Raw genomic sequence first — 26,977 nt, 5'->3', positions numbered from 1 at the left:
CTTGCATGGTTACAACAGCATTCCAGATGATCTGACCGGATGGCCGCGAGGTGGCCTGCTCTAAACCTGATTTGCTTCACTTTTATGGGGTTAAATCGCTATATTTAACGCTCGCGAGCAAGCGATATCAACGATTGCACCACAGGACCGATCACTTCAACGATTACCCCAACGCCTGCAGCATTGGGGTGAATGCCATCCGCTTGCATGTATTTTCGTGCTGGAATTTTGGCCGAGCCTTCAAGCAGCGGGGAAAAAAAGTTTGCGAAAAACAGAGTCCCATATTTTTTGGAAAGCTCGGGATATATTGCATCAAACTGGGCCATGTAATCCGATCCGAAATTTCCTGGCGCAGGCATCCCGACTAACATCACAGGCAATTCGCGATTATTGGCAACTTTCAGGATTGCAGCGATGTTCGCGCGGCTTGTTGCTGGATCAATGCCGCGTAAAAGGTCATTGCCACCCAGGATCACAATCAGCCCCTGCACATCCGGCGTTAGTGTCCAGTCAATGCGGGATAGCCCGCCTGCCGTTGTATCCCCTGACACGCCAGCGTTCAGGATACGCACATCTTCGCCTTGTGCTTTCAACCAGTTTTCCAACTGTGGCACAAAACCGTCTTTGCGTGGCAATCCATAGCCTTGGGTCAGACTGTCACCAAGAGCAGCAATAACAACAGGTTCCGCAGCCATTGCTGACGGGATGCATAGGAAGAATATAGCCAGCAGCAACTTGAAGCGGCGCCCACATGCCCCATATACAAAGGCAACACTTTCATAAAGTATGGCGGCTATGTCCGAGACAATCCTGACCCTAAAAGACGTCCAGCTTAGCCTTTCAGCCAATGCTGGTGTGGTCGAAATCCTGCACGATATATCGTTGGACGTTGCCCGCGGCGAAACGCTGGGGTTAGTTGGGCCATCTGGGTCTGGCAAATCGTCTCTCCTGATGTTGATGGGCGGTCTGGAACAGGCCACCGCTGGCGAGGTGCATGCGCTAGGCCAGAACCTGACCGATATGAACGAGGACGCACTTGCCCGCTTTCGTCGTAATCATATGGGCATAGTATTTCAATCTTTCCACCTTATTCCGACAATGACCGCGCTGGAAAATGTCGCTACTCCGCTGGAACTGGCGGGGGTTGTGGATGCGTTCGAGCGGGCCGAAGCCGAATTGAATGCATTGGGCTTGGGCGCGCGGATTGACCATTACCCGTCGCAAATGTCGGGTGGCGAGCAACAACGGGTTGCTCTGGCCCGCGCGTCGGCCACACGCCCTGAAATATTACTGGCGGACGAACCGACCGGCAATCTGGACGAGACCACAGGCGCATCGATCATCGACGCCATGCTGGGATTGCGTGAGCAATACGGAACAACAATTATTCTGGTCACACATGCCGCTGATCTGGCTGCACGCTGCGACCGGATTGTGCGGCTTCGCGACGGGCGCATTGATTCCGAAACCCGCCAACAGGCAGCCGAGTGAGCCTGTCGATTGCCACACGCATCGCGCGGCGTGAATTGCGCGGCGGATTGCAGGGGTTTCGCATTTTTCTGGCCTGTTTGTTGTTGGGCGTGGGTGCGATTGCTGCCGTTGGCACGGTGCGTGTCAGCATTGAACAAGGGTTGCAACAAGAGGGCGCAACGATCCTTGGCGGGGACGCCGAGGTTTCCTTTACCCACCGATCTGCGGGCGACGAGGAACAGGCATGGCTGGCAAACACAGCAAATGTCCTATCCGAAATCATCGACTTTCGCTCGATGGTGGTGCTCCAGCGGGGCGAGACGATTGAAACCGGTCTGACACAGGTCAAAGCCGTTGATAATGCCTATCCTTTATATGGCGCGGTCGTTTTGAAACCGGATATCCCGCTGGCCCAAGCGTTGGCTGTTAAAGACGCGCTACCCGGTGCGGTCATGCAAAAGATCCTGATTGACCGGTTGGGCCTGAAGATTGGTGACCGGTTCCGCTTGGGCGAACAAGAATTTCGTCTTGCGGCCGCGCTGGTCCGTGAACCTGATAGTGCCGGCAGCGGCTTTGGACTGGGTCCGCGCACTATTGTTGCAACGACAGCGTTGAAACAATCCGGCCTGATCCAGCCAGGATCCTTGTTCGAAGTGCATTACCGGATGTTACTGGCGAAAGATGCCAACCTTGATCAGTTAAAATCCCAAGCCGAAGAGCAGTTCAGCACCCGTGGCCTACGTTGGCGCGACAGCCGCAACGGTGCCCCCGGTATCCAGCTGTTTGTCGAGCGGATTGCCTCGTTTCTGGTCATCGTCGGCCTTGCCGGTCTGGCGGTGGGCGGGGTCGGGGTTTCAGCGGCTGTGCGTTCGTATCTCGGGGGTAAAACCGCCACCATTGCCACGCTCAAAACGTTGGGTGCCGACGGGCGCACCATATTTCAGGTCTATATGATCCAGATCGGGGTTCTGACCATTCTGGGGGTTGGTCTGGGGGTGGCTTTCGGGGCGCTGGTGCCGCTGGCCTTCTCTCCGCTGATCTCGGCGGCATTGCCAATCCCTGCAGATTTCACCTTGCATATTCAACCGCTGTTTCAGGCTGCGGTTTACGGGTTTCTAACGGCGACCCTGTTCACCCTGTGGCCGCTGGCCAAGGCCCGTGATATCCGCGCTGCCAGCCTGTTTCGGGATGCGGCGGGCCGTATCAATGCATGGCCCCGTCGCCGGTATGTTTTAATAACGGGTCTGGTATTGGCAACGCTGATTGGCGTTGTCACCGGTTTTTCCGAAATTCCGAAACTGGCGCTTTGGGCCACAGGCGGGATTGTTGCGGCGTTATTGCTGTTGATGCTGGCCGCTTTGGGTCTGCGCAAGCTAGCAGGCTGGATGGGACGCTCGAAATGGGTGCGCGGCAAGCCTGCATTGCGCCTTGCGTTCGGCGCTATTGGTGGGCCGGGTAGCGAAGCGATACCCGTGGTTTTATCACTGGGTTTGGGCCTGACAGTGCTGGCTGCCATTGGCCAGATCGACACCAACCTGCGCAATGCTATTGCCCGCGATCTGCCTGCGATTGCGCCTGCCTATTTCTTTATCGACATCCAGAAGGATCAGTTGGACCCATTCCTGACACTTGCGCGCTCTGACGCTGGTGTAACCCAGGTGGACACAGCCCCGATGCTGCGCGGTGTGATCACCCGCATCAATGATATTCCCGCCATAGAGGTCGCAGGAGACCACTGGGTGATCAGAGGGGATCGCGGCATTACCTATGCCGAGAACCCGCCGGAGAACTCTCGTATCACACAGGGCGAATGGTGGCCCGTCGATTACACCGGCCCACCCCTGATCAGTTTCGCCGAGGAAGAAGCAAACGAGATCGGCCTGAAAATCGGTGATATGTTAACGGTGAATATACTTGGCCGCGATATCACCGCCCGCATTGCCAATTTACGCGCTGTGGATTTCTCGGACGCCAGTATCAATTTTGTAGTCACGATGAATCCCGCCGCACTGGCTGGTGCGCCGCACTCCTCGATCGCAACTGTCTATGCCTCCGAACAGGCCGAGGCCGGATTGCTGCGCACAATGATGAAGCAATTTCCCAATGTCACGGCCATCCGTGTTCGCGATGCCATCGCGCGGGTCTCAAAAGCGCTGAACGGAATCGCGGCCGCCACATCCTATGCCGCAGCAGCGACCCTGTTAACGGGATTTGCCGTGTTGATCGGGGCGGCGGCGGCTGGCGAGCAGGCACGCACATTCGAGGCCGCCGTGCTTAAGACCATCGGGGCGTCGCGGTGGCGCATCCTGACAAGTTTCATGCTTCGCGCCGCCATTATGGGGGCTGCAGCAGGTCTGGTTGCTTTGTTGGCGGGGGCTGTTGTGGCATGGGGGGTGATCAGTTTCGTTATGGGGGCGAGTTACCAGTTTGACCTGGTTTCAGCACTCATGGTGATAGCAGGCGGTGCAGGTGCAACGTTGTTGTCAGGACTGGCCTTTGCATGGCGTCCCCTTTCAGCACGCCCAGCACATATATTGCGAATGCGGGAATAGTTGGTCAAACGCCGGCTAATACCAAGCCACACCCTTCTGGCCGTCAACCGCCCCCGTCAGTGCTGAAAATCACACGGTCCAAAGCAACCATTTGAAAATTATTTCACGATTTACAGGACCCATATCGTGCGGATGGTTTGTTAAAAACCAGACAAATAAGTACAATAAAGGCTCTGGAAATCATTTCTTGCTTATATCCTGATAACAGTGACATACTGATCCAATCAACTGCGAATTGAAATCATTCTGGAGGGCGCATGCGTCTACGATTTCTCAAGTGTACTATTGTAGCGTATGTATTGGTTCCGTCCGTGGCATTTCCCCAGTCTTTAAACGGGGCAATGCTGGGTAACACATGTGCCGGATGTCATGGTACACTTGGCGGTGCCGAGAATGTCAAGATCCCGCCATTGGCGGGGCAGGATGCAGCGCAATTCGTGGCCACGATGCGCGCCTATCGCGATGGCAGTAAAAGTGGGACGATCATGAACCGGGTCGCGCGGGCATATAGCGACGCCGAGATTGATGCAATGGCCGCATATTTTTCCGCTCTTCACAAGCAAGCAAACGAATAGGAAACGCTGATGCCCCATTCCGACAGACGCGCTTTTCTTAAATTTCTGGCCGCTGGCAGTGTTATGTCGTCAGCAGGGCTGGCCCCTAATCTGGGATTTGGACAAAGCAGCCCGCATGTCGTGATTATTGGTGGTGGCACTGGTGGGGCCACGGCGGCAAAATATCTAAAGATGGGTGACGAAACCATCCGCGTCACCGTGATCGAGGCAAACCAGATTTACCGCCGCTGTTATGGCTCCAACGAGGTTTTGACCGGCTATATCGACATTGAAGATATCGCAATCACCTATGACGCTTTGCAGGGCAAATATGGCGTGGAGTTTATCTTTGACACCGTGATGGAGGTCGATCCGCAAACCCGTCTGATCACCCTGAAAACCGGCGGCAAAGTGACCTATGATCGCCTGATCGTTTCACCGGGGATCGATTTTATCTGGGATGGCGTTGAAGGGTACAGCGAAGACGTGGCCCAAAACGCGATGCCGCATTCATGGAAAGCCGGCGAGCAAACATTGCTGTTAAAGCGCCAGATCGATGCGATGCCGGATAACGGAACGATGATTATTGTGCCCCCCGTTAATCCCTACCGCTGCCCCCCCGGCCCCTACGAGCGCGCATCGCTTATGTCCGAAATGTTCCAGAAAATAAAACCGAAGGCCAAGATCCTGATCCTTGATCCAAAAGACGGATTCGCCAAGGACAAGCCCTTTATGTTGGGCTGGAACCGTCTGTATGATTTCCAGATTCCAGAGTCGAAAATGGACGGGATGCCGGAAGATATCAACACATATGATCAACCCGGAATGATCGAATGGATCTCCGGCTCTGCTGGCGGCAAAGTCGAGGCTGTCGATGCGTCAGCCATGACAGTCACAACCGAATTTGGCGACACATTCCACGGGGATGTGATCAACTTCATTCCGGCCCAAAAAGCAGCAAAGCTGGCGTTCGATATGGATCTGGTTGACGGCAACTGGTGTCCGATCAACCACCTGACAATGGAATCCACACGCCACGCCAATATCCATGTGATCGGCGATAGCTGCGTGGCCGATGTGATGCCAAAATCCGGCTATTCCGCAAACACCCAGGCCAAAGTAGTCGCCGCGCAAATCCTGCATTTGCTGCGCGAAGAAGAGCCGGAAGAACCAACATGGTCCAATGTCTGTTTCTCGCGGGTCAGTTCGGAATACGGCGTTTCGGTTGGCGGGATTTACCGGCTGGATCACGAGAGCGGCAAGATCATTTCAACGAAGGGCGCAGGTGGCGTTTCACCGCTTGATGCCTCGCACCAGTTCAACCGTCTGGAGGCGCTGTACCAAGAAGCGTGGATGGAAAATTTTGTTGCAGATAGCTTTGGCTGATCGAAAAAGGAAGATTGCATGTCGCAAGATGAATATACCCCCCCTGCCAGCCCCTTGAGCGATGAGGAGCAACAACGCGCACTGGACAGCTCACCCCGCGGCACATGGGCAATTCTGTTCATATACGGTATCATTTTCATCCTGATGTGGCTCTATTTCTGGTACGGGCTGTTCGTGCCCGCCGGTTCGGTAAAGTAGGAGCTGCGGATGGCATTTCATATAGATAAACTTGAAAAACGCTGGATTTACATGGTCGCCGGGATTGTGCTGATGGCGTGGGGCATCCAGATTTATTACGCGGCCCAAGGCTGGCATCCACCAAGCAACGTCGAGGTGATCGATTCTGCGCAACTGCATCTGGAAACTGGTGTAGGCGGCGACGAGTTTTCCGAACAGAATATTGGCGTCAAACGTGATGAAGATGGAATGCTGGTGGTGACGATGGTTGCCGCGCGCTATGGATTTTATCCGCAAGAAATCGTCCTGCCGCAGGGCGAGCCGTTCAAAATGCGGATCGCCAGTTTTGACGTGCTGCACGGCATCTATATCCCGCTGACCAATCTGAATTTGATGCTGGTGCCGGGGTATGTTTCCGAAGTGACAACCACAGTGAACAACCTTGGCGACTATCCGATGCTGTGCCACGATTTCTGCGGCATGGGCCATGCCTATATGTTCGGAAATGTGCACATCGTTCCTGCCGACGAATTCAAGCTTTGACCCTTTCGGAGGATATCCTTTGACCCTGTCTATGACGGATACAGATACTGACATTCAGGCGCCAACCTACGAAAAGCACGCCAAATGGTTGGGGCTTGCCAATATGTGGGTTGGTTTTGGGGCTTTTGCGGCCGCCATCCCGATGGGGCTGTATCAGGTTGCTGAACGTAGCAACCTGTTTCCCGCCGCTGAATCCCGCGAGATTTATTACGCATCGGTGTCCACACATGGTGTGTTGATGGCCTATGTGCTGACCACATTCTTCATCATGGGGTTCGGGTATTTCGTTGCCCTGCATTCGCTAAAACAGGATGTCTGGTCGCCGCTGTTTTCGTGGGTTGGTTTTAGCATTGCCCTTGTGGGAACGCTAACTGCCGCTGTGCCGCTTCTGTTGGGGCAGGCCTCGGTTATGTATACGTTTTACCCGCCGGAAATGGCTGTTACCTCGTTCTACATCGGGGCTGCCCTGCTGTTTGTCGGGTCATGGTTCTGGTGCGTGGATATGATTGTCGCCATGATGCAGTGGCGTCGCGCCAATCCGGGGATGGTTGTGCCTTTGATCATGTTTGGCACGACCATCAATGCGCTGTTGTGGCTCTGGACCTCGATGGGGGCCACGCTCGAGGTTCTTGTGCAGATATTGCCGGTAAAATTCGGCTGGGTTGACACGATTGACCCCGGCCTTGCGCGCACATTCTTTTCATGGACATTGCACGCCATCGTCTATTTCTGGCTGTTTCCGGCCTATATTGCGATGTATTCGCTGATGCCACGCGAATCCGGCGGCAAGCTGTTTTCCGATGAACTGGCGCGGGTTGCTTTTGTGATGCTGTTCATCTTCTCGGTGCCAATCGGGTTTCACCACCTTTATATGGACCCACAACAGGCCGCTGGTTGGAAGCTGCTGCATATGTTCGGCACCTTTATGGTGGCTGTACCAACATTCATCACAGGCTTTACCGTTCTGGCCACGCTCGAGATTTCAGGACGCCTGCGCGGAGGCAAAGGGTTGTTTGGCTGGATCATGAAAATCCGCTGGGATAATCCGATGACACTGGCAACCATGCTGTCGATGCTGATGCTAACGGCAGGCGGGTTTGGCGGGGTGATCAATGCGTCCTACCAAATGAACGCCTTGATCCATAACACCCAGTGGATCACCGGGCACTTCCACCTGATCTTTGGCGGCACCTCGGTGATCATGTATTTCGCGGTGGCCTATTGGGCATGGCCGCGGATCACGGGGCGCAAACTGGCCAGCACCCGATTGGCGCTGTGGCAGCTATGGCTGTGGTTCTGGGGGATGTTGGTCACCACGATGCCGTGGCATGTTCTGGGCCTGTTGGGTCAGCCGCGCCGCGTCGATACACTGCCATACGGCGAAACCCTGAATGCGATATGGGACCCATACGAAGTGGTCATGTTTGTTGGCGCTGTCATGCTGACGATTTCGGCCATCATGTTTATCGTCGTGCTGGTGCGTTCACATTTTTCCGAACGGCTGGCCAAAACCCCCGAAGTGGTTTTCGCCACCGCCATCCATCAGCCATTGCGGGTGCCGCATTTGCTAAACTCTCTGGCATTCTGGAACTGGGCAATGCTGGTCTATATGCTGGCCAGCTATGGCTACCCACTGCTGCAATTTGCCTTTCTCAATGCGCCCGAGACAATCCCATTCGGATTTGGAGAGTGATATGAAGTATTTCCAACGCTCTGCCATTCTTACCTCCATCCTGCTTTTTTCTGCGGCCCTTGCGCCGGCTGTCGCAGAGCAAAGCTCTGGCCCATCAACCAATGTGGCCTGGACCATAGAAACCCTGAATTTGTTGCGCAGCGGTGATCCTGAACGCGGGGCAATGCTCAACACCAAACTTGAATGTGTGACTTGTCACGGTGACAATGGTGTTTCTACAAATGACACATGGCCCAGTCTGTCCGGGCAGACAGCAGGATATACCTTCAAGGTTTTACGCGATTACCGTGAACACAAACTGTCCGGCACACAGCGTGGCGAATTGATGGCCTATATCGTCGCGGAAATGAGCGATCAGGATATGGCTGATATTGCCAGCTATTACGCGCAATACACCCTTCCCCCTGCCCGCATTGCATCGGTGCAAGAAGCTGCCGAAACGCTGGATCTACTGGGTGACCCAACACGGCTGATCCCGCCATGCAGTGTCTGTCACGGCAACAAAGGCCAAGGCAGTTTTCCCGACTTTCCAGCACTGGCAGGGCAGTCCCCCGAATTTCTGATGCGCAGCATGATGGATTTTAAGGCGGGGTTTCGCGGCAACGATGTCTATTCCCGCATGCGCCTGATTGCAGGAACATTGACCGAAGAGGAAATAGAAAGTCTAGCCGATTATTTTGCCGGCAAAGGTATCGCGGTTGCTCAAGAATAGATTGGCCCGCCGGATATGAAAAACGGGACAGAAAAACACGGCGCACAGTGTTACCACTGCAACCTGACCATTCCGCCAGAAACCAATATTCACAGCGAGGTTCTGGGCCAGGCCCGCGATTTTTGCAGCCCCGGTTGTGTGGCGGTTGCGAAATCAATTGTAGAGTCCGGTCTGGATGATTTTTACCGGTATCGTGGCAAACCGAATGCGGCAGATACAGGTGAAAAAAGCGCGGCGATTGATGCCCCCCTTACCGTCTATGACCATCCCGAGGTGCAGAAATCATTTGTGCGAAATGCCGGCGAGAACCGCGAGGCATCCTTGATCCTTGAAGGGATCCGTTGTTCTGCGTGCCTGTGGCTGAACGAACAGCACCTGCGCAAACTTGACGGTATCATTGATGTGCAGATTGACGCCAACAGCCATCAGGCGCGCGTTACATGGGCCCCTGACCGGTTGAAACTAAGCACTATACTGGCGGCGGTTGCAGATATCGGATTTGTCGCCCATCCGTTTGACCCAACCCGTCGCGAACAATTGTTACGGGAACAAAAACACCGCAGCATCGAGCGCCTGATTTTCGCTGGGTTTCTAATGATGCCGGTGGTGTCCTTCCAGATTGCCAGCTACTGGATTGGCGGGCCGGATGAAACCGGAACCTACCCGTTGTTTGAAAGCCTTGGCCGCTGGTTCATGTTGGCGGTGGTGACGATTGTGATGGCCTATTCGGGTCAGGATTTCTTTCGCGGGGCATGGCGCGATTTAAAGCACAAACAATTGGGTATGGATGTTCCGGTGGTTCTGGGCCTGTCGACCGCGTGGGTTGGCAGTGCGGTGGCCACAGTTGTTGGTCATGGTGATGTCTATTTCGACTCTATCGTTATGTTCGTGTTTTTCGTGCTGTTGGCTCGCACATGGGAATTGCGCGGACGGATGAAATCGGCCAATGCGCTGGATGCCACCTTGAAAATTCTGCCCCGAACCGCGCAGCGGGTTTTGCCCGATGGCGGGGTTGAACAGGTTAGCGTGCTGGATTTGAATATTGGTGACACCCTACGCCTGTTGCCGGGTGAAAATGTCCCTGTTGATGGGCGCTTGTTATCCAGGGTCAGCACCTTTGATGAATCCCTGCTGACGGGCGAAGCAGTTCCGGTATTGCGCTATCGCGGGGATGCCGTGGTCGGGGGGGCCTGTAATGTTGATCAGCCAATAGAGATCGAAGTGACACGCACCTCTGACAGCTCGACCATGATGGAAATCCACCAGATGATCGCCCGCGGCCTGAATCAGCGCCCCAAATATGCGCAAATTGCGGACCGGATCGCACCGTGGTTTGTCGGGGCCGTTCTGGTGATCGCCTTGGTTACATTAGGGTTCTGGCTTTGGTATGATTCAGCCCGTGCTTTGCCCAGTTTAATCGCTGTTCTGATTGTCACTTGCCCCTGCGCATTGGCCTTGGCAACGCCGGTAGCATTGTCAATTTCCGCCGGGCGGTTTGCCCGTCTGAACGTGTTGCCGATGCGTATGGCTGCACTTGAACCATTGTCCAAAGCGACCACAATCGCCTTTGATAAAACAGGAACGCTGACCAAAGGCCGTCCTGTGTTGGCCGCGCAATTCCAAGCTGACAAGATGAACGAAATAGATGCTTTGGCCATCGCCGCACAACTGGAAGCGAAATCCGAACACCCTTTTGCACATGCGTTAAAATCCGAGGCAATTAACCAGCAGCTGGATGCTTCAGTAGCCCCGCCTATCCGGAACTACCCCGGTCAGGGTGTTGAAGCAGAGCTAAACGGCGGAAAATGGCGATTGGGTGGGGAAGCCTTTGCCTTGACCGGACGTGCCCCCCTTTCGCAGGATGGGAAAATCTGGCGTGACGCGCAGCTGTCAGCAGGGCGTAGTGTGATCACCTTGGCCAATGGCGCAGGGGCTAAAGCCATGTTCGCATTTGAGGACGAATTGCGCGATCATGTTTACGACAGCATCCAAAAGCTGCGCCAGTCGGGCATTGAAAATATTGCAATCCTAAGTGGCGACAATCCGGAATCCGTCCTTATTCTGGCAATAAAGGTTGGTATTGAAACGGCAATCGGCGGTCTGAAACCGGATGACAAGCTGACTTGGGTGCGGGAACAGCAATCAATTGGCGAGCGGGTTGTTATGATCGGGGATGGTATTAACGATGCTCCGGTTCTGACAGCTGCTGATGCAGCGGTGTCATTTTCCGGCGCGACTGAACTTGCCCGCCAATCCAGTGATTTCGTAATCTTGGGGTCGGATTTTACAAGCCTAAAGGATGTGTTTTCCCTGTCAGCAGCGACAGGGCGAATTATCAAGCAAAACCTGTTGTGGGCGGCAGGGTATAATCTGTTAGCCGTTCCTGCGGCTGCAATGGGTTTCGTCCCCCCTTGGGCCGCTGCAATTGGTATGTCGGTTAGTTCGCTATTGGTCGTATCTAATGCCATGCGATTACGAGCAAAAGTCACTTAACCAGAGGCCCATTATCCAATGTAGCACGATGACCAAATGATAATTTCTACATCAAAATACTGATCACAGACAGCTGTGCCCGCCGGAATGGTTGATTGACCGCCGGTCCGCGGACAGCCCACTCTGGTCTGATCTGCCTTTAGATTGTCAAATTGGTGATCCCAGGTGCATAAAATTATCCCACCGCCACGTTTGTATGTGTACGCTTGAAAATACTCCTGATCTCTTTTTACCATTTCAATGGCTGTGCTATAGATCCGGGATATTTACAAGTGAACACAGGCATACCCGCACTGCTAGTCAGTGCGGACCCACGCCCACAGACAAGGATAACACCATGACCCAACCTATGATGACCCAATCCCTGCTTGTTAGCTCTCTTATTGATCACGCCGCGCGTTATCACAGTAGTAGTGAGGTTGTCTCGGTTGAAACCACAGGCAGCCTTGATCGTTCCTCGTGGGGCGAAGTTGCCCCTAATTCGCGCAAGCTGGCCTCGGCACTTGGCAAGCGGGGCGTTCAGGCTGGCGAGCGTTGTGCGACCATCGCATGGAACAATCGCCGCCACCTTGAAATCTATTTTGGCGTGGCAGGGGGCGGCATGGTGTGCCACACCATCAATCCGCGCCTGTTTCCCGAACAACTGGTCTACATCATCAACCACGCCGAAGATCAGGTTTTGTTTTTGGACAAAACCTTTCTGCCAATCGCGGCCAATCTGCGAGAAAAACTCCCGACGGTCAAAGCCTATGTTCTGATGGGGCCACGCGATGACGAAGCGGCCGATATGGTCGAGGGGCTTTTGTTTTATGACGAGTTGATCGAGACAGGTGATGACGGTTATGAATGGCCCCAGCTGGATGAAAACACCCCCTCCAGCCTGTGCTATACATCCGGGACAACCGGCCACCCCAAGGGGGTTTTATATACACATCGCTCGACTGTTCTGCACTCACTCGGGGGCAACCAGCCTGATGGGGTGGGCATATCGGCTGCAGATGTCGTGATGCCGGTTGTGCCGATGTTTCACGTCAATGCATGGGGCGTACCCTATATTGCCGCCGCAACCGGGTGCAAGCTTGCCTTGCCGGGGCCCGGTATGGACGGGCCAAGTCTGGTTAAACTGATTGACGGTGAACAGGTCACGCTGGCATTGGGTGTGCCGACCATCTGGATGGGGCTTCTGGCCGCTTTGGAAGAGGTTGGCAGCAAAGCCGAAAGCCTGACCCGCACGGTGGTTGGTGGCTCAGCCTTGCCGCCGTCAATGATCCCGACCTTCCGCGATAAATACGGTGTGAAACTGATCCACGCCTGGGGCATGACCGAAACCAGCCCGCTGGGAACCGTAAACAGCCCGCTGCAAAAACACAGCGCCTTGCATGAATCCGAGCAAGAGAAAATCGGCCTTGGCCAAGGGCGCCCGCCATATGGTGTTGAACTGCGCATCGTTGACGAGGCGGGCCATGTGTTGCCCGAAGACGGCGAAGCCCAAGGTGAATTGCAGATCCGCGGGCACTGGATTGTTGATACCTATTTCAAAGCCGATACCACGGCGACCACAATTGACGGCTGGTTTGATACCGGTGATGTGGCGACCATTGATCCTGACGGCTATATGATAATTCGCGATCGCTCAAAGGATATAATCAAATCCGGCGGTGAATGGATTTCCACGGTCGAACTTGAAAACATCGCCATTGCCCACCCCGGGGTTGCCAATGCGGCAGCCATTGCGGCGGCCCATGAAAAATGGGCGGAACGGCCTGTTCTGATTGTAGTTAAAGCCGAGGGGGCAGATCCAACCGAGGATGAGCTTCGCGCCTTTTACGACGGGAAAATCGCCCACTGGCAGGTGCCTGACAAGGTGATTTTTGTAGAGGAACTGCCCATTGGCGGGACTGGAAAAGTGCTGAAAATCAAGCTGCGCGAACAATTCGGCAATGTGTTGATGGATGGGTAATAGAGTTCTTACCCATTTTTCCCGACCCTAGTAACAAGCGGTTCTGTCACCATGGCAGGGCCGCTTTTTGTTGGGCTTGGTAACAAATCCCCGATTAGAATTGCCTGAATTTAGAAGGTCGACGTCACAAGCAAGTGGTTGTTACAAGAACCGCCATCGCGCGCAGCTCAAACTAGCCTGATACGGCAAATACCGTCAGCCATAAGTCTGAACGGTCGCCCGACCCATGTCTGAGGCGCAGGAGCGTTAATAATGACAGTTTAATTCCAACTTACCGAGACCTTGGCGTAATTATTAAAAGGAATATACCGTGCCTGATATTGATTTTACCAACCCGATTTGGGAGCTCGTTGCGAGGTTTGCAATTGATATTGTCGCAATCACCACGCTGATTTTCGGCATGTATTACCGCCGCTACAGCGACAAGGTTCTGGCCACCACCGCGTCGATGTTCAACATCTTTGCGTTCTCGGTACTTACCATTCTTTCCAGTGTCGAATTCAGTATCGCCGCCGGATTTGGCCTGTTTGCAATTCTGGCGCTATTCAGTCTGCGTTCCGAACAGATTGAAAAGATCGAAATCGCCTATTTCTTTGGCGCGATTGCCATTGCAGTGATTTGTTCGGTGCTGGGCACCGGATTGGTCTTTGTCCTGATTATTGTCACCTTTGTGTTGGCCAGCGCCTGGGTGCTGGACCATCCGAAGATCCTGCAATCAGCCAGCAGCGCGAAAATAACACTGGACAGGATTGACCCGCACGCCCTGTCGAACCCCGAAAAAATGCGCGTCGAACTGTCCGAGCGATTGGGCGTCGAGGTGATGAATTTCCAGATTGTCGAACTGAACTACGTCAATGATCTGGCCCGCATCAATATCTTTTACCGTGGATAGGAGCAAGATTATGAACATGTATAACCCCGACCTGAACCTTGACCGGCTGGTTCTCAGCTTTGAGCCAGTCACCCTTGCTCAATTGAGCGCCAAGGCCGGAATGCTGTCCCGCATCGATAATAAATACGTCGTTCGGCGCGATTCGCTGCACCGGGCCATTCCCGATCTGGGCCGGTATTTCGATGTGCTGGATATCGACCACAAACGCGCCTTTACCTATGACACGCGCTATTTCGACGATGCGCAGCGCAGCGCCTATTACGAACACCATCAGGGTCTGCGCAAAGGGTTCAAGGTGCGCATTCGGCGCTATGTCGATGCCGGCCTTTGTTTTCTCGAGGTCAAAGTAAAAGGCAAACGCGGCATGACCGTGAAACACCGCAAAGAACAGGATGCGCACAGCATCGAAACGCTTTCGGATGACGCATACCATTTCGCCCGCTCAACCTACACCGGACATTATGGCAAACCGTTTGAATATGACCTGAAGCGCGTGCTGGATATCCGCTACCGACGGATCACCCTTGTGGCCAAAGACGGCGGCGAACGGATGACAATCGATACCGATCTGCAATTCTGGGCGGCTGAAAAATTCTTTAGCGCCGGCACAGATGTTTTCATTGTTGAAACCAAGTCCCGGCTGGGACGGGGGTATGCCGACAAATGCCTAAGGCAGGTTAATGCACGCCCGACCAAACGGTGCTCTAAATACTGTGTTGGAATGGCCGTGATGGGCGAAGTCAGCCGCTACAACCGCTTTCTGCCGACAATGAAAAAACTGGGGCTTGTGGGCGACAGTGGCGTTTTCGCCGATCGTATCATCCAAATCGCGGCCTAGGGTCGGACTTTGGTCCCAAAGCCGATCAGACAATTGCCGCACAATTACGCGCCCAAGGTCGGTGCCTGAAAACCCCGCCAAACGGAAAATTAGAGTTACGACAAACAAACACAGGAGAAGCAAAATGAAACCGACATTATATCTAGGGGTAACCGCTCAGGCCTTTGGTCTTGTTTCGGCCCCCGCAAAAATGCAGGCTGCCCTATCCTTTCCGAATTTGCCATCAGGGATTGCTGCCGTAGCAGATGTTCTGGACAATTCCTTTGACGTTGCAAGGCGGGGGCGCGGCACGGATGACGGCCCGAACCATATCCGCCGCAGTCGCGGGGCAGATGATGGACCTAACCACATCCGCCGCAGTCGCGGTGCGGATGACGGCCCTAATCATGACCGTCGCGGTCGCGGAGCGGATGATGGCCCCAACCATGACCGCAGAGATGATCATGGCGGCCGGGGCGGCCACAACGGTGGCAGTGGCGACGACAACGGTGGCGGTCATGGTGGCGGCGGTCACGGAGGCGGGCGCGGAGGTCACAATAGTTAGGATCATGACCGCAGAGGGTATTGCCACCTTACCTGTTCTGATCATCAGTTTGTCCCCGACTGATCGAGCATCGTGAACGAGTAAACACCCATAGTTGGCCCATTGACCCGGGCCGAACCCGGCTGATCCAAACCGGGGTTGCCCGCCAAATGGTGGGCAATCCTGCTTTGTCGTCAATATGCCCGACCATCGTCTGATGTTCTGCCTGACAAGGTGTCGTAAGAATAGCACGGGGGAACGCGCATAACGAACCGGAGATCCAAGTGAAATCACGGGTTACAATGGCCAGATTAGGCATCGGGATTGCCGTGTCATTCCTGTATGTGTCAATGCCGATAACTATAATCCAGCATCCGAACGGACAGTATTCCATCGGGCCCGCAACGCTATTGGCCAAAAGCAGCCCCGGAAGCGATGGTGATGGCGGCGGAGATGACGGTAATAGCGGGCATGGTGGAGGTCATGACGATGATGGTGTTGACGACGAAGGCAATGAAATTGGCGATAACAACACAAACAAAGGCAACGGCCCTCGCTCTGGCATCACCAAGATTGAACTGTCCCAAACAGGTGTCGAGGTTCGCTATGCCGATGGCTCAAGCGAGGAGATTAAAAAAGGGCGCTACATTCGCAGATCAACAACAGGTAAAACGGTTGTTTCGCGGCGCGCCACGGGGGCCGATTTTGCACGATTGCGGGCGCGTGCAAACGGCATAAGCATTGACAGCATTCGGCGGTCCAGCAATTCGGGTGAAACTGGTGTGAATGGCGCAACGGTATCGGGCAATAATATTCGGCTGACGTATACCAATGGCTGGAGTGAAGAGATTTCTACCGGTCAATACACTCTGCGGGACCAATACAACCGAATCGTCGTCAGCCGGCCGACAAGCAAATCCGATATCAAAAGGATGCGCCAGATTGCCGGACAATAAGCATCGGGTTATTCCTCTTGCCGCCATGCCTCGTGGGCAATCAGGGCTGCTTCGACCCGGTTGCGGGCATGTAACTTGCCCAGAATTGTGGTCATGTAATGCTTGACGGTCTTTTCCTGCAATCCCAGCTGATCGGCAACTTCCCGGTTGCTTTTGCCCGTGGCGACGTGGCGCAAAATATCTTCTTCACGTTTTGTCAGATCGTCAATCGGGGTTTTCTCGGTCCGTTTGGGGGTTTGCATGATTTTCAGAACCCGTGCCGCAAGTTCCGGAGAAACATGCGCCTCGCCTTTGGCAATACCTGCCAGAATTCGCCGCAATTCTGCCGCCGACACCCCCTTTAAGACATAACCAATCGCCCCCGCCTCCAGGGCGGCCGTGACATCGCCGTCATCTTCGGAAACGGTCAGCATGGCGATGTATTTCGCCGTGCCCGCCCCGGAAATGCGTTTGGCCGCTGTAATACCGTTTCCCGGCATGGATAAATCCAGCAGCGCCACATCGGGGGTGTGCTTTTTAGCCAGAAAGATAGCGTCATCCGCAGATTCTCCGACCCCGACCACTTCAAATTCACCGGTTTCTTCGATGCTCTGCACCAGCCCGTCACGAAAGATCGGGTGGTCATCTGCCAGTATCAAACGAATTGTCATGTCACATTCTCCACATTTGCAAGCGTCAGACACATAGTTGTGCCCTTGCCATGCTTGCTGGTGATTGCCAGATTGCCGCCAATACTGTGGGCGCGGTCAAGAAGACCCAGCAAGCCTTGCCCGCCGTCACTTCTGAGCTTAAGGGATGTTTCCGCGTCAAACCCCGTGCCGTGATCCCGAACCGAAATCGTAATTGCATCAAAACCGGCTTCAACCTTGACAGACGCCTGTTCGACGCCTGCATGGCGCGCAACATTTGAAAGCGTCTCTTGCAAAAAACGGTAAACGCATAATTTCTGTGTGTAATCCATGGAAAAAGGCTCTTTTCCAACAAAGGACAATGCGATCTCCATATCGGTTTGATGCTCGTGATCATCGACAGCGCGGGTCACAAGTGTGTGCAAATCCAGCGCATCAAGGTCGGGCAGGGCAAGGCCGCGTGAAATGGCCCGTATTTCGCTTAACGCCTTGTCCAGTGATTTTCGCACCTCATGTGCATCCGGATTCTTGGCATCCTGATCCGGAAGGGCACCGTCCAGCCGCAGCGCTGCCAATGCCAGATACTGGGCCGGCCCGTCATGCAAATCCGACCCGATCCGCCGGATCGTCCGTTCTGTCTGGGCCGTGGCCCGGGACGAGGCAGAAACCGCCCGCCTGCGCAAAGTCAGGTTTTGTTGCGAAACAGCGCGGGTTTCTTCCAGCTGCTGCTCCAATTGTTTGCGTTGATCGCGAATGGTGCGCCCGCCAGTCAGGACAATCCCAAACAGCAACACCCCGCTGGCAAGGAAAGTCGAACCAACCACAAGCCAGCTTTTGCGGCGGGCATCGGAAATATCCCTGTCCAGAACCTCGGCACGTTCGTAAAATTCTGCCACCGCGATCACCTGACCGGTCCAGACCTCCCTGATCGGGCTGTAAACCTCTAGCAACGGAATTCCAAGCGCGGCTTCGGCCTGATCCTCAAGGTCGTTCAGGTTCTCGTAAGATGCAGCAATACGCCCCGACCATGCCAGTTTCAAATCATCCGACGGCTCGAAAACCTTGCCGATCAGCGCGGGGTCGGATGCGTGGACAACCAACCCACCCGGTTTCCATATTTTATAGGAAACCACGCGTTCACCCAGCGATGTGCCCTCGAAAATTTCGGTCAATGCACGTTCGGCAGGATCTGACAGCCTATCACTTCGGGCCAGATCCTGACTGAGTGGGGATACGAAGCTTTCCATGAACAGGGCCGCGGAGGTGGCCGAATTCTGCACCACCGCTTGTTCGATCCGGGATGAAACCCAGAAGCCGACGATCAACATAGCGGCAATCATAACAACAGCCCCTGCCAATAGAAATTGGCCAGGCAAGGTTAGTCGCTTCCAGTTCAAATCGCGCGTTTTCAGGTCCATTCCGGCAAGTCTAGCACGGAAATATGCCAAAACCACAGACTTTGGTCCGGCCTTGCGGTTGCCATTTATCCAATGATGAATAGCAACCTGGCCACCAAGGTATCAGCTTTTAGCGGTTAACGCGGTTCGGTCATTGGTTCATAATTGACCATTCAGCGTCTTCCCAATGTGCCATTCAGACCATGCGCGGATGTGGCCGGTAATACGCTAAATCTAAACGTAAACCACCGAACCATCATCATAGGTAATGCGTGTGGAAATCAAATTCCCACCAGCATCGTAATCTTTCAGGATTTCGTCCCAGGCAGCCGTATTATCAACATCAAAGTTGGTGTCCCAACGCGTCCCGTCATCATTCACAGTGCTGCGGAAGTACACCCCACCTGTCGCATTGAATGCTTGCATAACACTGGCCCAGCTGCCGGTATTATTGACATCGAAATTGGTATCGAAATGCGTGCCGTCATCATTGGTAGTGCGACGGAAATAAAGCTGACCTGCGCTATCAAAATTTTGCAGGATTTCTGCCCAGCTACTTGTGTTATCTATATCGAAGTTACGGATCGTCCGCGTTCCGCTATCGTTGGCGGTATCCACATAATCAATACCGCCCGTGGCTGTATAACCAGTCAGCTGTGATACCCAAGTGGCCGTATCATTCACATCGACAACAAGCTCGAATTTGGTGCCATCATCATTGATCGTACGACGGAAATACAGATCACCAGTGGCTGTATACTGCTGAAGAACGGATGTATATGTGCCCGTATTATCAGCATCAATATTTGTCACGAATGATGTGCCATTATCATTTGTGACATTGCGATAATACAATTGACCCGCTGTATTGTAATTCTGAACAATTGTCGTCCAGGTTTCAACGGCTGCAGGATCATAGTTTGTTACTGTTCGCGTGCCAGTATCATTCGCGGCATCGGTATAGGTAAGCTGGCCAGATGCATTATACCCTTGCAACAGGGACGTCCACGTCTGGGCATTGGCCGCATCCAGATACTTGTCGAAACGGGTGCCATCATCATTCATCGTTTGCACGAATGACTGGGCACCCGTAGATGTGTGACGCGTTTCAATTGATACCCAGCTATATGCGCTGGCGGAATCGTAAATTACCTTCGCGTCGGTTCCATCATCAAAATATGTATCTTTGGCCGTCATCACGCCAGCAGCATTCAGGTAGGTGTGGATTGAAGTATAGGATGATGTATTTCCAAGATCATATTCGGACACAATAGTACGCCCGTTCAGATCGGTTTCTGCATTGATCACCCATAAAGTATCAAGCGCGCCGTTGGTCACTGTAATTGAACCATCAAGTGTCACATTGTTACCCGACACAACCAAATTCGGCAGTGTCATTGTCCCCTTCAGAACAATGGTATCGGATGTGGCTTTGTCAGCACCCGATGTATAATCGGTTATTGTATCCGACCCGGCTTCGCCAGAATTGAAAACAAAAACATCATAACCGGCACCACCCGTCAGGATATCGGACCCAACACCACCTTCAAGCGTATCATTGCCACCCATCCCGTTCAGTGTGTCATTCCCGGCCATGCCCTTGATGACATTGGCTACATCGTTGCCGGTGACATTGTCATTTCCACTGCCCATGGTGGCATTTTCAATCACGGTTCCGCGCGCGATAGCCCAGTTGCCGATAAGTCCATCAATGTCCGAATACGTTTCAGCGTTCATATCCAGCCGGTTGCTGACAGTGCTGAATGTAAGGTCGATCAGATCGTTCCCACCCTGATCATAAATGGTCAAAGCCAGTGGATAATAGGTCTTAACATCAACGGTTGAACCGCTGTCGATCGCATTAAACAAAACGCCAAGATAACCTGTCAGGTTTGTTCCGGTTCCCCAAACTGTATCGCCAGCTGTTGTGCCGCTCGCACCAGGGGCGCCATACAGGTTCTGGATAGCAATAATGTCGGCCATCATCGCGGTGGTCACGAACCCAAAACTAGCAGAAATTGTCGTATTTTCGGTTTGGCTAAAATACGACATGACAGATTCCTGCCAGCTGTCGTTTGAATAGACATTATCAATGCCATAGGTCGCCGAACCATTATAGTCACCCTGATGGCCCAATCCCAAAGCATGGCCGATTTCGTGGATATATGTCTGAAACCCGTATCCCCCGAGCTTCCCCTCGCTAACATCATCCCAGCTGTCTGGAATATTAACAGTCGAGGAAATTATAGTGTTTCCACTGATCGTAGAATAGGAATACGCACCGCTAGTGTCAGAGCTTACAAATGTAATTTTTGCGCCGCTCGTAACTTCGGTGAAAACAATATTTGCAACATTTGACCATGCTTCAAGAGCCGCCCGGGCAAGCTTGAGGGCCGCTGGACTTAAGCCCATGAGATTAACAGTGATGACATTGCTCGCCGTGGTATTAAAGCTGCGCTCATAACCGACGCCACCCCAAGCACCGCTCGTCAGGTAACCCGCAAGCACATCATTTGAAGCATATGGCTTCGGTGCGTAATTTATCACTGTTTGATCGAACTGCGATGCTTTCAAAGATTGGCCTGTGATACTCATATTGTCAGCTCTCCGTTAACTGATTTATTACTATTCCACCTTAGATGGTTCATCCTATAAGTGCTCGTTAATCAATTGGCAATTCACTGACTCGCACTAGGTCCGCCAAGAACCTATTAAACATCTGTGGCGAGACTATGGCATCCATAACAGCCATTTCAATCTCGGGTCCACGCGTCAATTCGCCCCCCGATTTCCGCCACTCGGTGTATGCTTTAAGACTGTGTTTTTCGTCGGCAGTAACTCTTAATGCGATCAAAATGTCATTTTGCCCGATTTCACCAGTATCCGACACTATCGATCGATCTGGCGCGGCCTCTTTCAAGACCTGCTCCATTGCACCACACAGCTTTTGCCGATTTGGCGTCTGGTCAGGGCAAGACAAAATAATCCGGTTTGACGGGGTTATTTCCGGTGTACTGCTCATAGCAACTGTTCCTTGTGTTAAACCGATTTGGAGCGATGCAAATACGGCTAGTCCCAAAATCTTCCGGGCCATTGTCAGCTCCTTTTTTTTACATTCCCGCATCTTTTATTTCGCAATCGATCCAGGCAAACACTCTATCTCTGCAATCAACCGTATCTGGTTTCCATCTACAACCCCATGTCCATCCATTAGGAACATGCAAGCCCTATATGACCTCGTCTACATCATCATACCTTCAGATATTCATTGGATTTGGTATTTATAGGAACCCGCTTGAATGGGCCACCTAAGCACAATACTGCCTTTGCAATCCGGCAAGACACCGCTTAAATGCTCATTTGGGCCGGCAAGAAAAGCAGATGTTGAATTCTGTATCTTTCATGGCGACCTTTGTATCAATTGCGGCCGTCCGGATCCTGTTATCAGGGACGACATACGTAACAGAGTAAAGAGGGTATTACGAAAAATGAAATCTGTCGTTGACCGACTGCTGGCTTTACTCTTACTCGGCCCTGCGGTGTTTCTTTGCGTACCCGCAATGGTCGCAATCCGTATTGAAAGTCGTGGCAATCCATTATTTCTACAAACCCGTGTCGGACGAAATCAAAAACCGTTCACTCTGTTTAAACTGCGAACAATGGCCCAGGGAACAGGCGACAGAGGCAGCCACGAAGTATCTGCTGCGCAGGTCACCAGAATTGGGCAGCTATTACGGCGGACCAAAATCGATGAGCTTCCCCAGATCATCAATGTGCTGATCGGGAACATGAGCTTCGTCGGCCCAAGACCCTGCTTGCCAAATCAATCTGAATTGATCGCCGAGCGGGAAGCAAAGAATGTGTTTTCCGTCCTGCCGGGGATCACCGGCCCTGCCCAATTGTCAGGAATAGACATGTCGACCCCGCGCGAACTGGCAAAAGCTGATGCTGCATATATTTCAGAACGGTCACTGCGAATGGATCTCCGCCTGATTTGGCAGACTGCCACAGGTGGCGGCCGGGGTGACGCTGTAAAATCGTAGATGTAATTCAGGACAATAATACCACCGAATGCGCCCTGAAGCCCGTTCCATCAGACGTAAACAACAGATGTTCGCAGGCTAACAATATAGCGGCAATTCCATGGCCATCACCTTTGACCTGATAAAAACCGCCAAGCTGAACAAGGTCGATCCGCAGGCGTGGCTCACATGGGTTTTGGAACGTATCGCCGACCACAAAATCAACCGGCTGAACGAGCTGATGCCGTGGAATTATAGTCCGGAGGAGTAGGCGGCGGACGCTTACACCACATGATGGAAGGTAAGGAATTCCTTGCTATCCATAGAGGATCGGGGGGGGGTAAACTGGGATTTGGGGAGAAGTGTTGTGAATGGTAACTGTTGGAAGTTGGGCAGAGGAAAGCGGATACTGCTGTCTATTGTTGTTACCGCGTTGATTAATGCGGTTTGCATCTGGCCAATCAATGCGAATGCCGGCGAAGTAATTGCGAAAGCGCACTCATTTGAAGTACCCGTTTCAAGCCTGAACACTGAAGCAAGCCCCATTTATTATCACGGCCTGCCGCTTAATGCGGATCATCCAAGTATGGGATACTCGGATGGTCAGGAAGCTATGGCAACGGCTGAAAAGTTTCCGGATGTGCTGAATTGCCTGTTGTTTAAGCCGGAAGATGAAACCGTTTCGCTTGTGCGTCTGAATCCCAAGCGTATTGAGACAATTGTCGATTTCGAAATTTGCCTGCAGAGAGTTGGCAATGAGCTTGGAGAGCTTTCGAAAGTGGAGCCTTGGTTGCACGCGATTGGCTTTAGCCGAGCTGGAGAACGGCCCACCAATTTCTGGCTGTCAGCGAATAGACTTGGAGTAAACGCTGAGGATGTGGTCGTCTTTTATGCACAATGGAGGAATGGGGATTCGTTTATTGGGCGATCCTATCCATTGAATTTCTGGAACAACTGGTCGACTAATTTCTTGGCCAAAAATATGGATTTGACGCTTGTCGTTCGTCGGAGAGATTTGCGAGTGATTAGCGTTAATGCTGTGATGATTTATTTGTAGATGGTATTGGGAGAGAATCAAGGCTACCCAGCCGCTAAGCACGAATACAATTATAGCATTGATTCAGGGCAGAAGATCTTCGATGGATTTGGCCTTGCGCAAATAGGGCCGCAGGATTGTGGACGTGAACCGTACTTTCTCTGGTTCACCGCCACGGTCCCGCACCCGGGGGACCTTGACCGGCACAGCGCCGATCCCGGTTATTACCTCACGTTCCGGCAAGTAGCCGTGGCGCACCAGACGCGCGCAGCCGTCCTTCGTTCGCTCGGATGCATAGGCCTCGAGCAAAACCGAAAGTTCAGCTTCGACAGCTTGCTCTATCAGGCGCTGCGCACCGGATCGCAGAATGTCCGTCAATGGATCAGGTGAAAATCCTTGTGGATCGGTCAATCGGGTAATGGTATCTCTCGTCATGTGGCATATCCTTTTCTCTCCGAGAACTGCGGCGCGTGAACAACGCCATGATATGCCGCCCTTTCGGGCCGTCACCAACTTTTGGCTATAACTCCTGCTCCCCGCCCATGAAGTCGATCCTGCATGTCCGCTTTGGGGCTAAGAGTTGCCGTTGGGCGCTCTACACGCCAAGGTCGGCTCTGTGCCGTTTCTGTCATTTTTCCATTTTCCGCGGTTGCGTCCTTTCCGCCACAGTTTGAGTTTTACTCGTTTGCTTCCACAGTGCTTCCAGCGCGGAATCCCGAACGCAGGAATCCCCGCAGGCGTTGCGTAAGTTATTGATGTTATGTGTATTTTTTGGTTGCGGGAGTAGGATTTGAACCTACGACCTTCAGGTTATGAGCCTGACGAGCTACCGGGCTGCTCCATCCCGCGCCAAAAGCGCTTTCCCGGAGGGGGTAGAATGTATCCGGGAAGCATCGTTAGAGAGATACCTCGCGCATTTGCATGGCAAATTTGCGAACTTGCACTTCTTACTAGGTTTGGCGGTGACCTACTCTCCCACGCCTTAAGACGCAGTACCATTGGCGCAACAGTGCTTAACTGCCGAGTTCGGGATGGGATCGGGTGTTTCACTTGTGCTATGACCACCAAACCGAGAAAGAAGTGCAAACATCAGTGCGGTTTTGGCCGCAACTCTCCTGATCGTGTATTTTGTAGTGTGTAGTATGCTTTGTTCCAGCAAAGTCTTTCTATTACTGGATCAAATCAAGCCTATCGAGCAATTAGTACCAGTCAACTGAACGCATTGCTGCGCTTACATCTCTGGCCTATCGACGAAGTGGTCTACTTCGGCTCTCAGGGATACCTTGTTTTGAGGGGGGCTTCCCGCTTAGATGCCTTCAGCGGTTATCCTGTCCGTTCATAGCTACCCAGCACTGCCATTGGCATGACAACTGGTCCACCAGTGGAACGTTCACCCCGGTCCTCTCGTACTAGGGGCAACTCCTCTCAAGTATCCTACACCCACGGCAGATAGGGACCGAACTGTCTCACGACGTTCTAAACCCAGCTCACGTACCTCTTTAAACGGCGAACAGCCGTACCCTTGGGACCTGCTCCAGCCCCAGGATGAGATGAGCCGACATCGAGGTGCCAAACGGTGCCGTCGATATGGACTCTTGGGCACCATCAGCCTGTTATCCCCGGCGTACCTTTTATCCGTTGAGCGATGGCCCTTCCACTCGGGACCACCGGATCACTATGGCCGTCTTTCGACTCTGCTCGACGTGTCAGTCTCGCAGTCAGGCTGGCTTCTGCCATTGCACTCAACGACCGATTTCCGACCGGTCTGAGCCAACCTTCGCGCGCCTCCGTTACTCTTTGGGAGGCGACCGCCCCAGTCAAACTACCCGCCACACAGGGTCCCGGATCCGGATAACGGACCGCGGTTAGACATCAAGCAAAGCAAGGGTGGTATCTCAAGGGAGGCTCCCTCAGAACTGGCGTCCTGAGTTCAAAGCCCACCACCTATCCTGCACATGCTTGGCCTGATGCCAGTGTGAAGCTGTAGTAAAGGTGCACGGGGTCTTTCCGTCTAACCGCGGGAAACCTGCATCTTGACAGGTATTTCAATTTCGCTGAGTCCACATTCGAGACAGCGGGGAAGTCGTTACGCCATTCGTGCAGGTCGGAACTTACCCGACAAGGAATTTCGCTACCTTAGGACCGTTATAGTTACGGCCGCCGTTTACCTGGGCTTCAATTCGGAGCTTGCACTCCTCCTTTTAACCTTCAGGCACCGGGCAGGCGTCAGACCCTATACGTCGTCTTGCGACTTCGCAGAGCCCTGTGTTTTTAGTAAACAGTCGCCACCCCCTGGTTTGTGCCCCCGAACAAGACTTGCGTCCTGCCCGGGCCTCCTTCTCGCGAACTTACGGAGGTATTTTGCCGAGTTCCTTAAATGTGGTTCTCTCAAGCGCCTTGGTATTCTCTACCTATCCACCTGTGTCGGTTTAGGGTACGATCTAGCGGAGGGCTATTTCCAGGAACCCCTTAGCAGCCCATTCAATCCGATAAGGATGAACTACGTCTGGGATCCGTCACATCCTCCTGGCCCAGGAATATTAACCTGGTTCCCATCGACTACGCCTTTCGGCCTCGCCTTAGGGGTCGGCTTACCCTGCTCAGATTAGCTTTAAGCAGGAACCCTTGGATTTTCGGCGAGAGGGTCTCTCACCCTCTTTGTCGCTACTCATGTCATCATTCTCACTTCTGATCACTCCACCGGATCGCTCACGCGCCGGCTTCACAGTAAACTCCGAGCCTTCGTAATACCCTCCCATATTTCAGGGTGGCATTAAAAAGGCGTGGAGTTATATCACAGAACGCTCTGCTACCATGCAATAAATGCATCCTAAGCTTCGGCTCATGGCTTGAGCCCCGGTACATTTTCGCCGCAGGACAACTTAAATTAGACCAGTGAGCTGTTACGCTATCTTTAAAAGATGGCTGCTTCTAAGCCAACTTCCTGGTTGTTTTGGTCGTCCCACCTGCTTTACCACTTAGCCATGAATTAGGGGCCTTAGCTGTAGGTCAGGGTTGTTTCCCTTTCCACTACGGACGTTAGCACCCGCAGTGTGTCTGCCGTATATTACTTCTCGGTATTCGGAGTTTGGTTAGGATCAGTAAGACTGTAGGTCCCCATTACCCATCCAGTGCTCTACCCCC

The 26,977-nt window shown here is 53.2% G+C and carries 21 protein-coding genes, 1 tRNA gene, 2 rRNA genes and 2 pseudogenes (1 of these 26 running past the window's edge); 17 read left to right on the top strand and 9 right to left on the bottom strand.

Annotation, left to right across the window (positions count from 1 at the left end; all coding sequences use genetic code 11):
* Positions 1–104 precede the first annotated feature (104 nt).
* Positions 105–695 (bottom strand): arylesterase, encoded by a 591-nt coding sequence (locus BAR1_RS01800; RefSeq protein ID WP_118941433.1) that lies wholly within the window; start codon positions 693–695, stop codon positions 105–107.
* Between the two features lie 100 nt (positions 696–795).
* On the opposite strand from BAR1_RS01800, the gene BAR1_RS01795 reads away from it, so the two are divergent.
* The 14 genes from BAR1_RS01795 (at position 796) to BAR1_RS01730 (ending at position 16,749) form a co-directional block, all read left to right on the top strand.
* A complete protein-coding gene (locus BAR1_RS01795) occupies positions 796–1,491 on the top strand; it encodes an ABC transporter ATP-binding protein (RefSeq protein ID WP_118941432.1) in 696 nt (231 codons plus the stop codon).
* On the top strand, positions 1,488–4,022 hold the full coding sequence (locus BAR1_RS01790) for an ABC transporter permease (RefSeq protein WP_118941431.1): 2,535 nt from the start codon (positions 1,488–1,490) through the stop codon (positions 4,020–4,022). Before BAR1_RS01795 ends, BAR1_RS01790 begins: the two co-directional genes overlap by 4 nt.
* A gap of 341 nt (positions 4,023–4,363) precedes the next feature.
* Positions 4,364–4,597, top strand: a complete 234-nt coding sequence (locus BAR1_RS01785) for a c-type cytochrome (protein ID WP_228408675.1) — start codon at positions 4,364–4,366, stop codon at positions 4,595–4,597.
* Positions 4,598–4,606: 9 nt separating this feature from the next.
* The gene (locus BAR1_RS01780) at positions 4,607–5,962 is read left to right on the top strand and encodes an NAD(P)/FAD-dependent oxidoreductase (protein ID WP_118941429.1); all 1,356 of its coding nucleotides are present in this window, start codon (positions 4,607–4,609) and stop codon (positions 5,960–5,962) included.
* 18 nt (positions 5,963–5,980) lie between these two features.
* Complete coding sequence (locus BAR1_RS01775) at positions 5,981–6,160, top strand: hypothetical protein (protein WP_118941428.1); 180 nt, start codon at positions 5,981–5,983, stop codon at positions 6,158–6,160.
* A gap of 9 nt (positions 6,161–6,169) precedes the next feature.
* Entirely contained in the window at positions 6,170–6,682 is a 513-nt protein-coding gene (locus BAR1_RS01770; protein ID WP_118941427.1) for a cupredoxin domain-containing protein, read from the top strand.
* A gap of 31 nt (positions 6,683–6,713) precedes the next feature.
* Complete coding sequence (locus BAR1_RS01765) at positions 6,714–8,375, top strand: cbb3-type cytochrome c oxidase subunit I (protein WP_118941426.1); 1,662 nt, start codon at positions 6,714–6,716, stop codon at positions 8,373–8,375.
* Position 8,376: 1 nt separating this feature from the next.
* The gene (locus BAR1_RS01760; protein ID WP_162891643.1) at positions 8,377–9,087 is read left to right on the top strand and encodes a c-type cytochrome; all 711 of its coding nucleotides are present in this window, start codon (positions 8,377–8,379) and stop codon (positions 9,085–9,087) included.
* Between the two features lie 15 nt (positions 9,088–9,102).
* The gene (locus tag BAR1_RS01755) at positions 9,103–11,580 is read left to right on the top strand and encodes a heavy metal translocating P-type ATPase (RefSeq protein ID WP_118941424.1); all 2,478 of its coding nucleotides are present in this window, start codon (positions 9,103–9,105) and stop codon (positions 11,578–11,580) included.
* Positions 11,581–11,917: 337 nt separating this feature from the next.
* Complete coding sequence (locus BAR1_RS01750) at positions 11,918–13,540, top strand: long-chain-fatty-acid--CoA ligase (protein WP_118941423.1); 1,623 nt, start codon at positions 11,918–11,920, stop codon at positions 13,538–13,540.
* Between the two features lie 310 nt (positions 13,541–13,850).
* Positions 13,851–14,432 carry a DUF4956 domain-containing protein gene (locus BAR1_RS01745; protein ID WP_228408673.1) on the top strand — a complete coding sequence of 194 codons (582 nt, stop codon included), beginning with the start codon at positions 13,851–13,853 and terminating at the stop codon, positions 14,430–14,432.
* Between the two features lie 10 nt (positions 14,433–14,442).
* Positions 14,443–15,270 (top strand): polyphosphate polymerase domain-containing protein, encoded by an 828-nt coding sequence (locus BAR1_RS01740; protein WP_228408671.1) that lies wholly within the window; start codon positions 14,443–14,445, stop codon positions 15,268–15,270.
* A 124-nt stretch (positions 15,271–15,394) separates the two neighbouring features.
* The gene (locus tag BAR1_RS01735) at positions 15,395–15,814 is read left to right on the top strand and encodes a hypothetical protein (RefSeq protein WP_118941422.1); all 420 of its coding nucleotides are present in this window, start codon (positions 15,395–15,397) and stop codon (positions 15,812–15,814) included.
* A 389-nt stretch (positions 15,815–16,203) separates the two neighbouring features.
* A complete protein-coding gene (locus BAR1_RS01730) occupies positions 16,204–16,749 on the top strand; it encodes a hypothetical protein (protein WP_162891642.1) in 546 nt (181 codons plus the stop codon).
* An 8-nt stretch (positions 16,750–16,757) separates the two neighbouring features.
* Here the strand turns inward: BAR1_RS01730 and BAR1_RS01725 are convergent, their stop codons facing one another.
* The 4 genes from BAR1_RS01725 to BAR1_RS01710 all read right to left on the bottom strand — a co-directional run bounded on the left by BAR1_RS01725 (position 16,758) and on the right by BAR1_RS01710 (position 21,869).
* Positions 16,758–17,399, bottom strand: a complete 642-nt coding sequence (locus BAR1_RS01725) for a response regulator (RefSeq protein WP_118941420.1) — start codon at positions 17,397–17,399, stop codon at positions 16,758–16,760.
* Entirely contained in the window at positions 17,396–18,718 is a 1,323-nt protein-coding gene (locus BAR1_RS01720; protein WP_162891641.1) for a sensor histidine kinase, read from the bottom strand. Before BAR1_RS01720 ends, BAR1_RS01725 begins: the two co-directional genes overlap by 4 nt.
* Positions 18,719–19,009: 291 nt before the next feature.
* Positions 19,010–21,370, bottom strand: coding sequence for a M10 family metallopeptidase (locus tag BAR1_RS01715; protein ID WP_118941418.1), 2,361 nt, complete (start codon positions 21,368–21,370; stop codon positions 19,010–19,012).
* A gap of 67 nt (positions 21,371–21,437) precedes the next feature.
* A complete protein-coding gene (locus tag BAR1_RS01710; protein WP_118941417.1) occupies positions 21,438–21,869 on the bottom strand; it encodes a hypothetical protein in 432 nt (143 codons plus the stop codon).
* Positions 21,870–22,074: 205 nt separating this feature from the next.
* Between BAR1_RS01710 and BAR1_RS01705 the strand changes: the two genes are divergently transcribed.
* The 3 genes and pseudogenes from BAR1_RS01705 (at position 22,075) to BAR1_RS01695 (ending at position 23,854) form a co-directional block, all read left to right on the top strand.
* Entirely contained in the window at positions 22,075–22,818 is a 744-nt protein-coding gene (locus tag BAR1_RS01705; protein ID WP_228408669.1) for a sugar transferase, read from the top strand.
* Between the two features lie 118 nt (positions 22,819–22,936).
* A pseudogene (locus tag BAR1_RS01700) lies at positions 22,937–23,068 on the top strand (transposase domain-containing protein); the annotation flags it as partial.
* 96 nt (positions 23,069–23,164) lie between these two features.
* Positions 23,165–23,854, top strand: a complete 690-nt coding sequence (locus BAR1_RS01695) for a hypothetical protein (protein ID WP_162891640.1) — start codon at positions 23,165–23,167, stop codon at positions 23,852–23,854.
* A 66-nt stretch (positions 23,855–23,920) separates the two neighbouring features.
* Here BAR1_RS01695 and BAR1_RS01690 read toward each other — a convergent pair.
* The 4 genes and pseudogenes from BAR1_RS01690 to BAR1_RS01675 form a co-directional block, all read right to left on the bottom strand.
* Positions 23,921–24,268, bottom strand: a pseudogene (locus tag BAR1_RS01690) (transposase); the annotation flags it as partial.
* 337 nt (positions 24,269–24,605) lie between these two features.
* A tRNA-Met gene (locus BAR1_RS01685) sits at positions 24,606–24,682 on the bottom strand.
* A 105-nt stretch (positions 24,683–24,787) separates the two neighbouring features.
* A 5S ribosomal RNA gene (rrf, locus tag BAR1_RS01680) occupies positions 24,788–24,902 on the bottom strand.
* Between the two features lie 109 nt (positions 24,903–25,011).
* Positions 25,012–26,977 (bottom strand): 23S ribosomal RNA (locus BAR1_RS01675) (it continues 880 nt past the right edge of the window).

The organism is Profundibacter amoris, assembly GCF_003544895.1.
Taxonomy (GTDB): Bacteria; Pseudomonadota; Alphaproteobacteria; order Rhodobacterales; family Rhodobacteraceae; genus Profundibacter; species Profundibacter amoris.
This window is presented reverse-complemented; position numbering and strand designations above follow the sequence as displayed.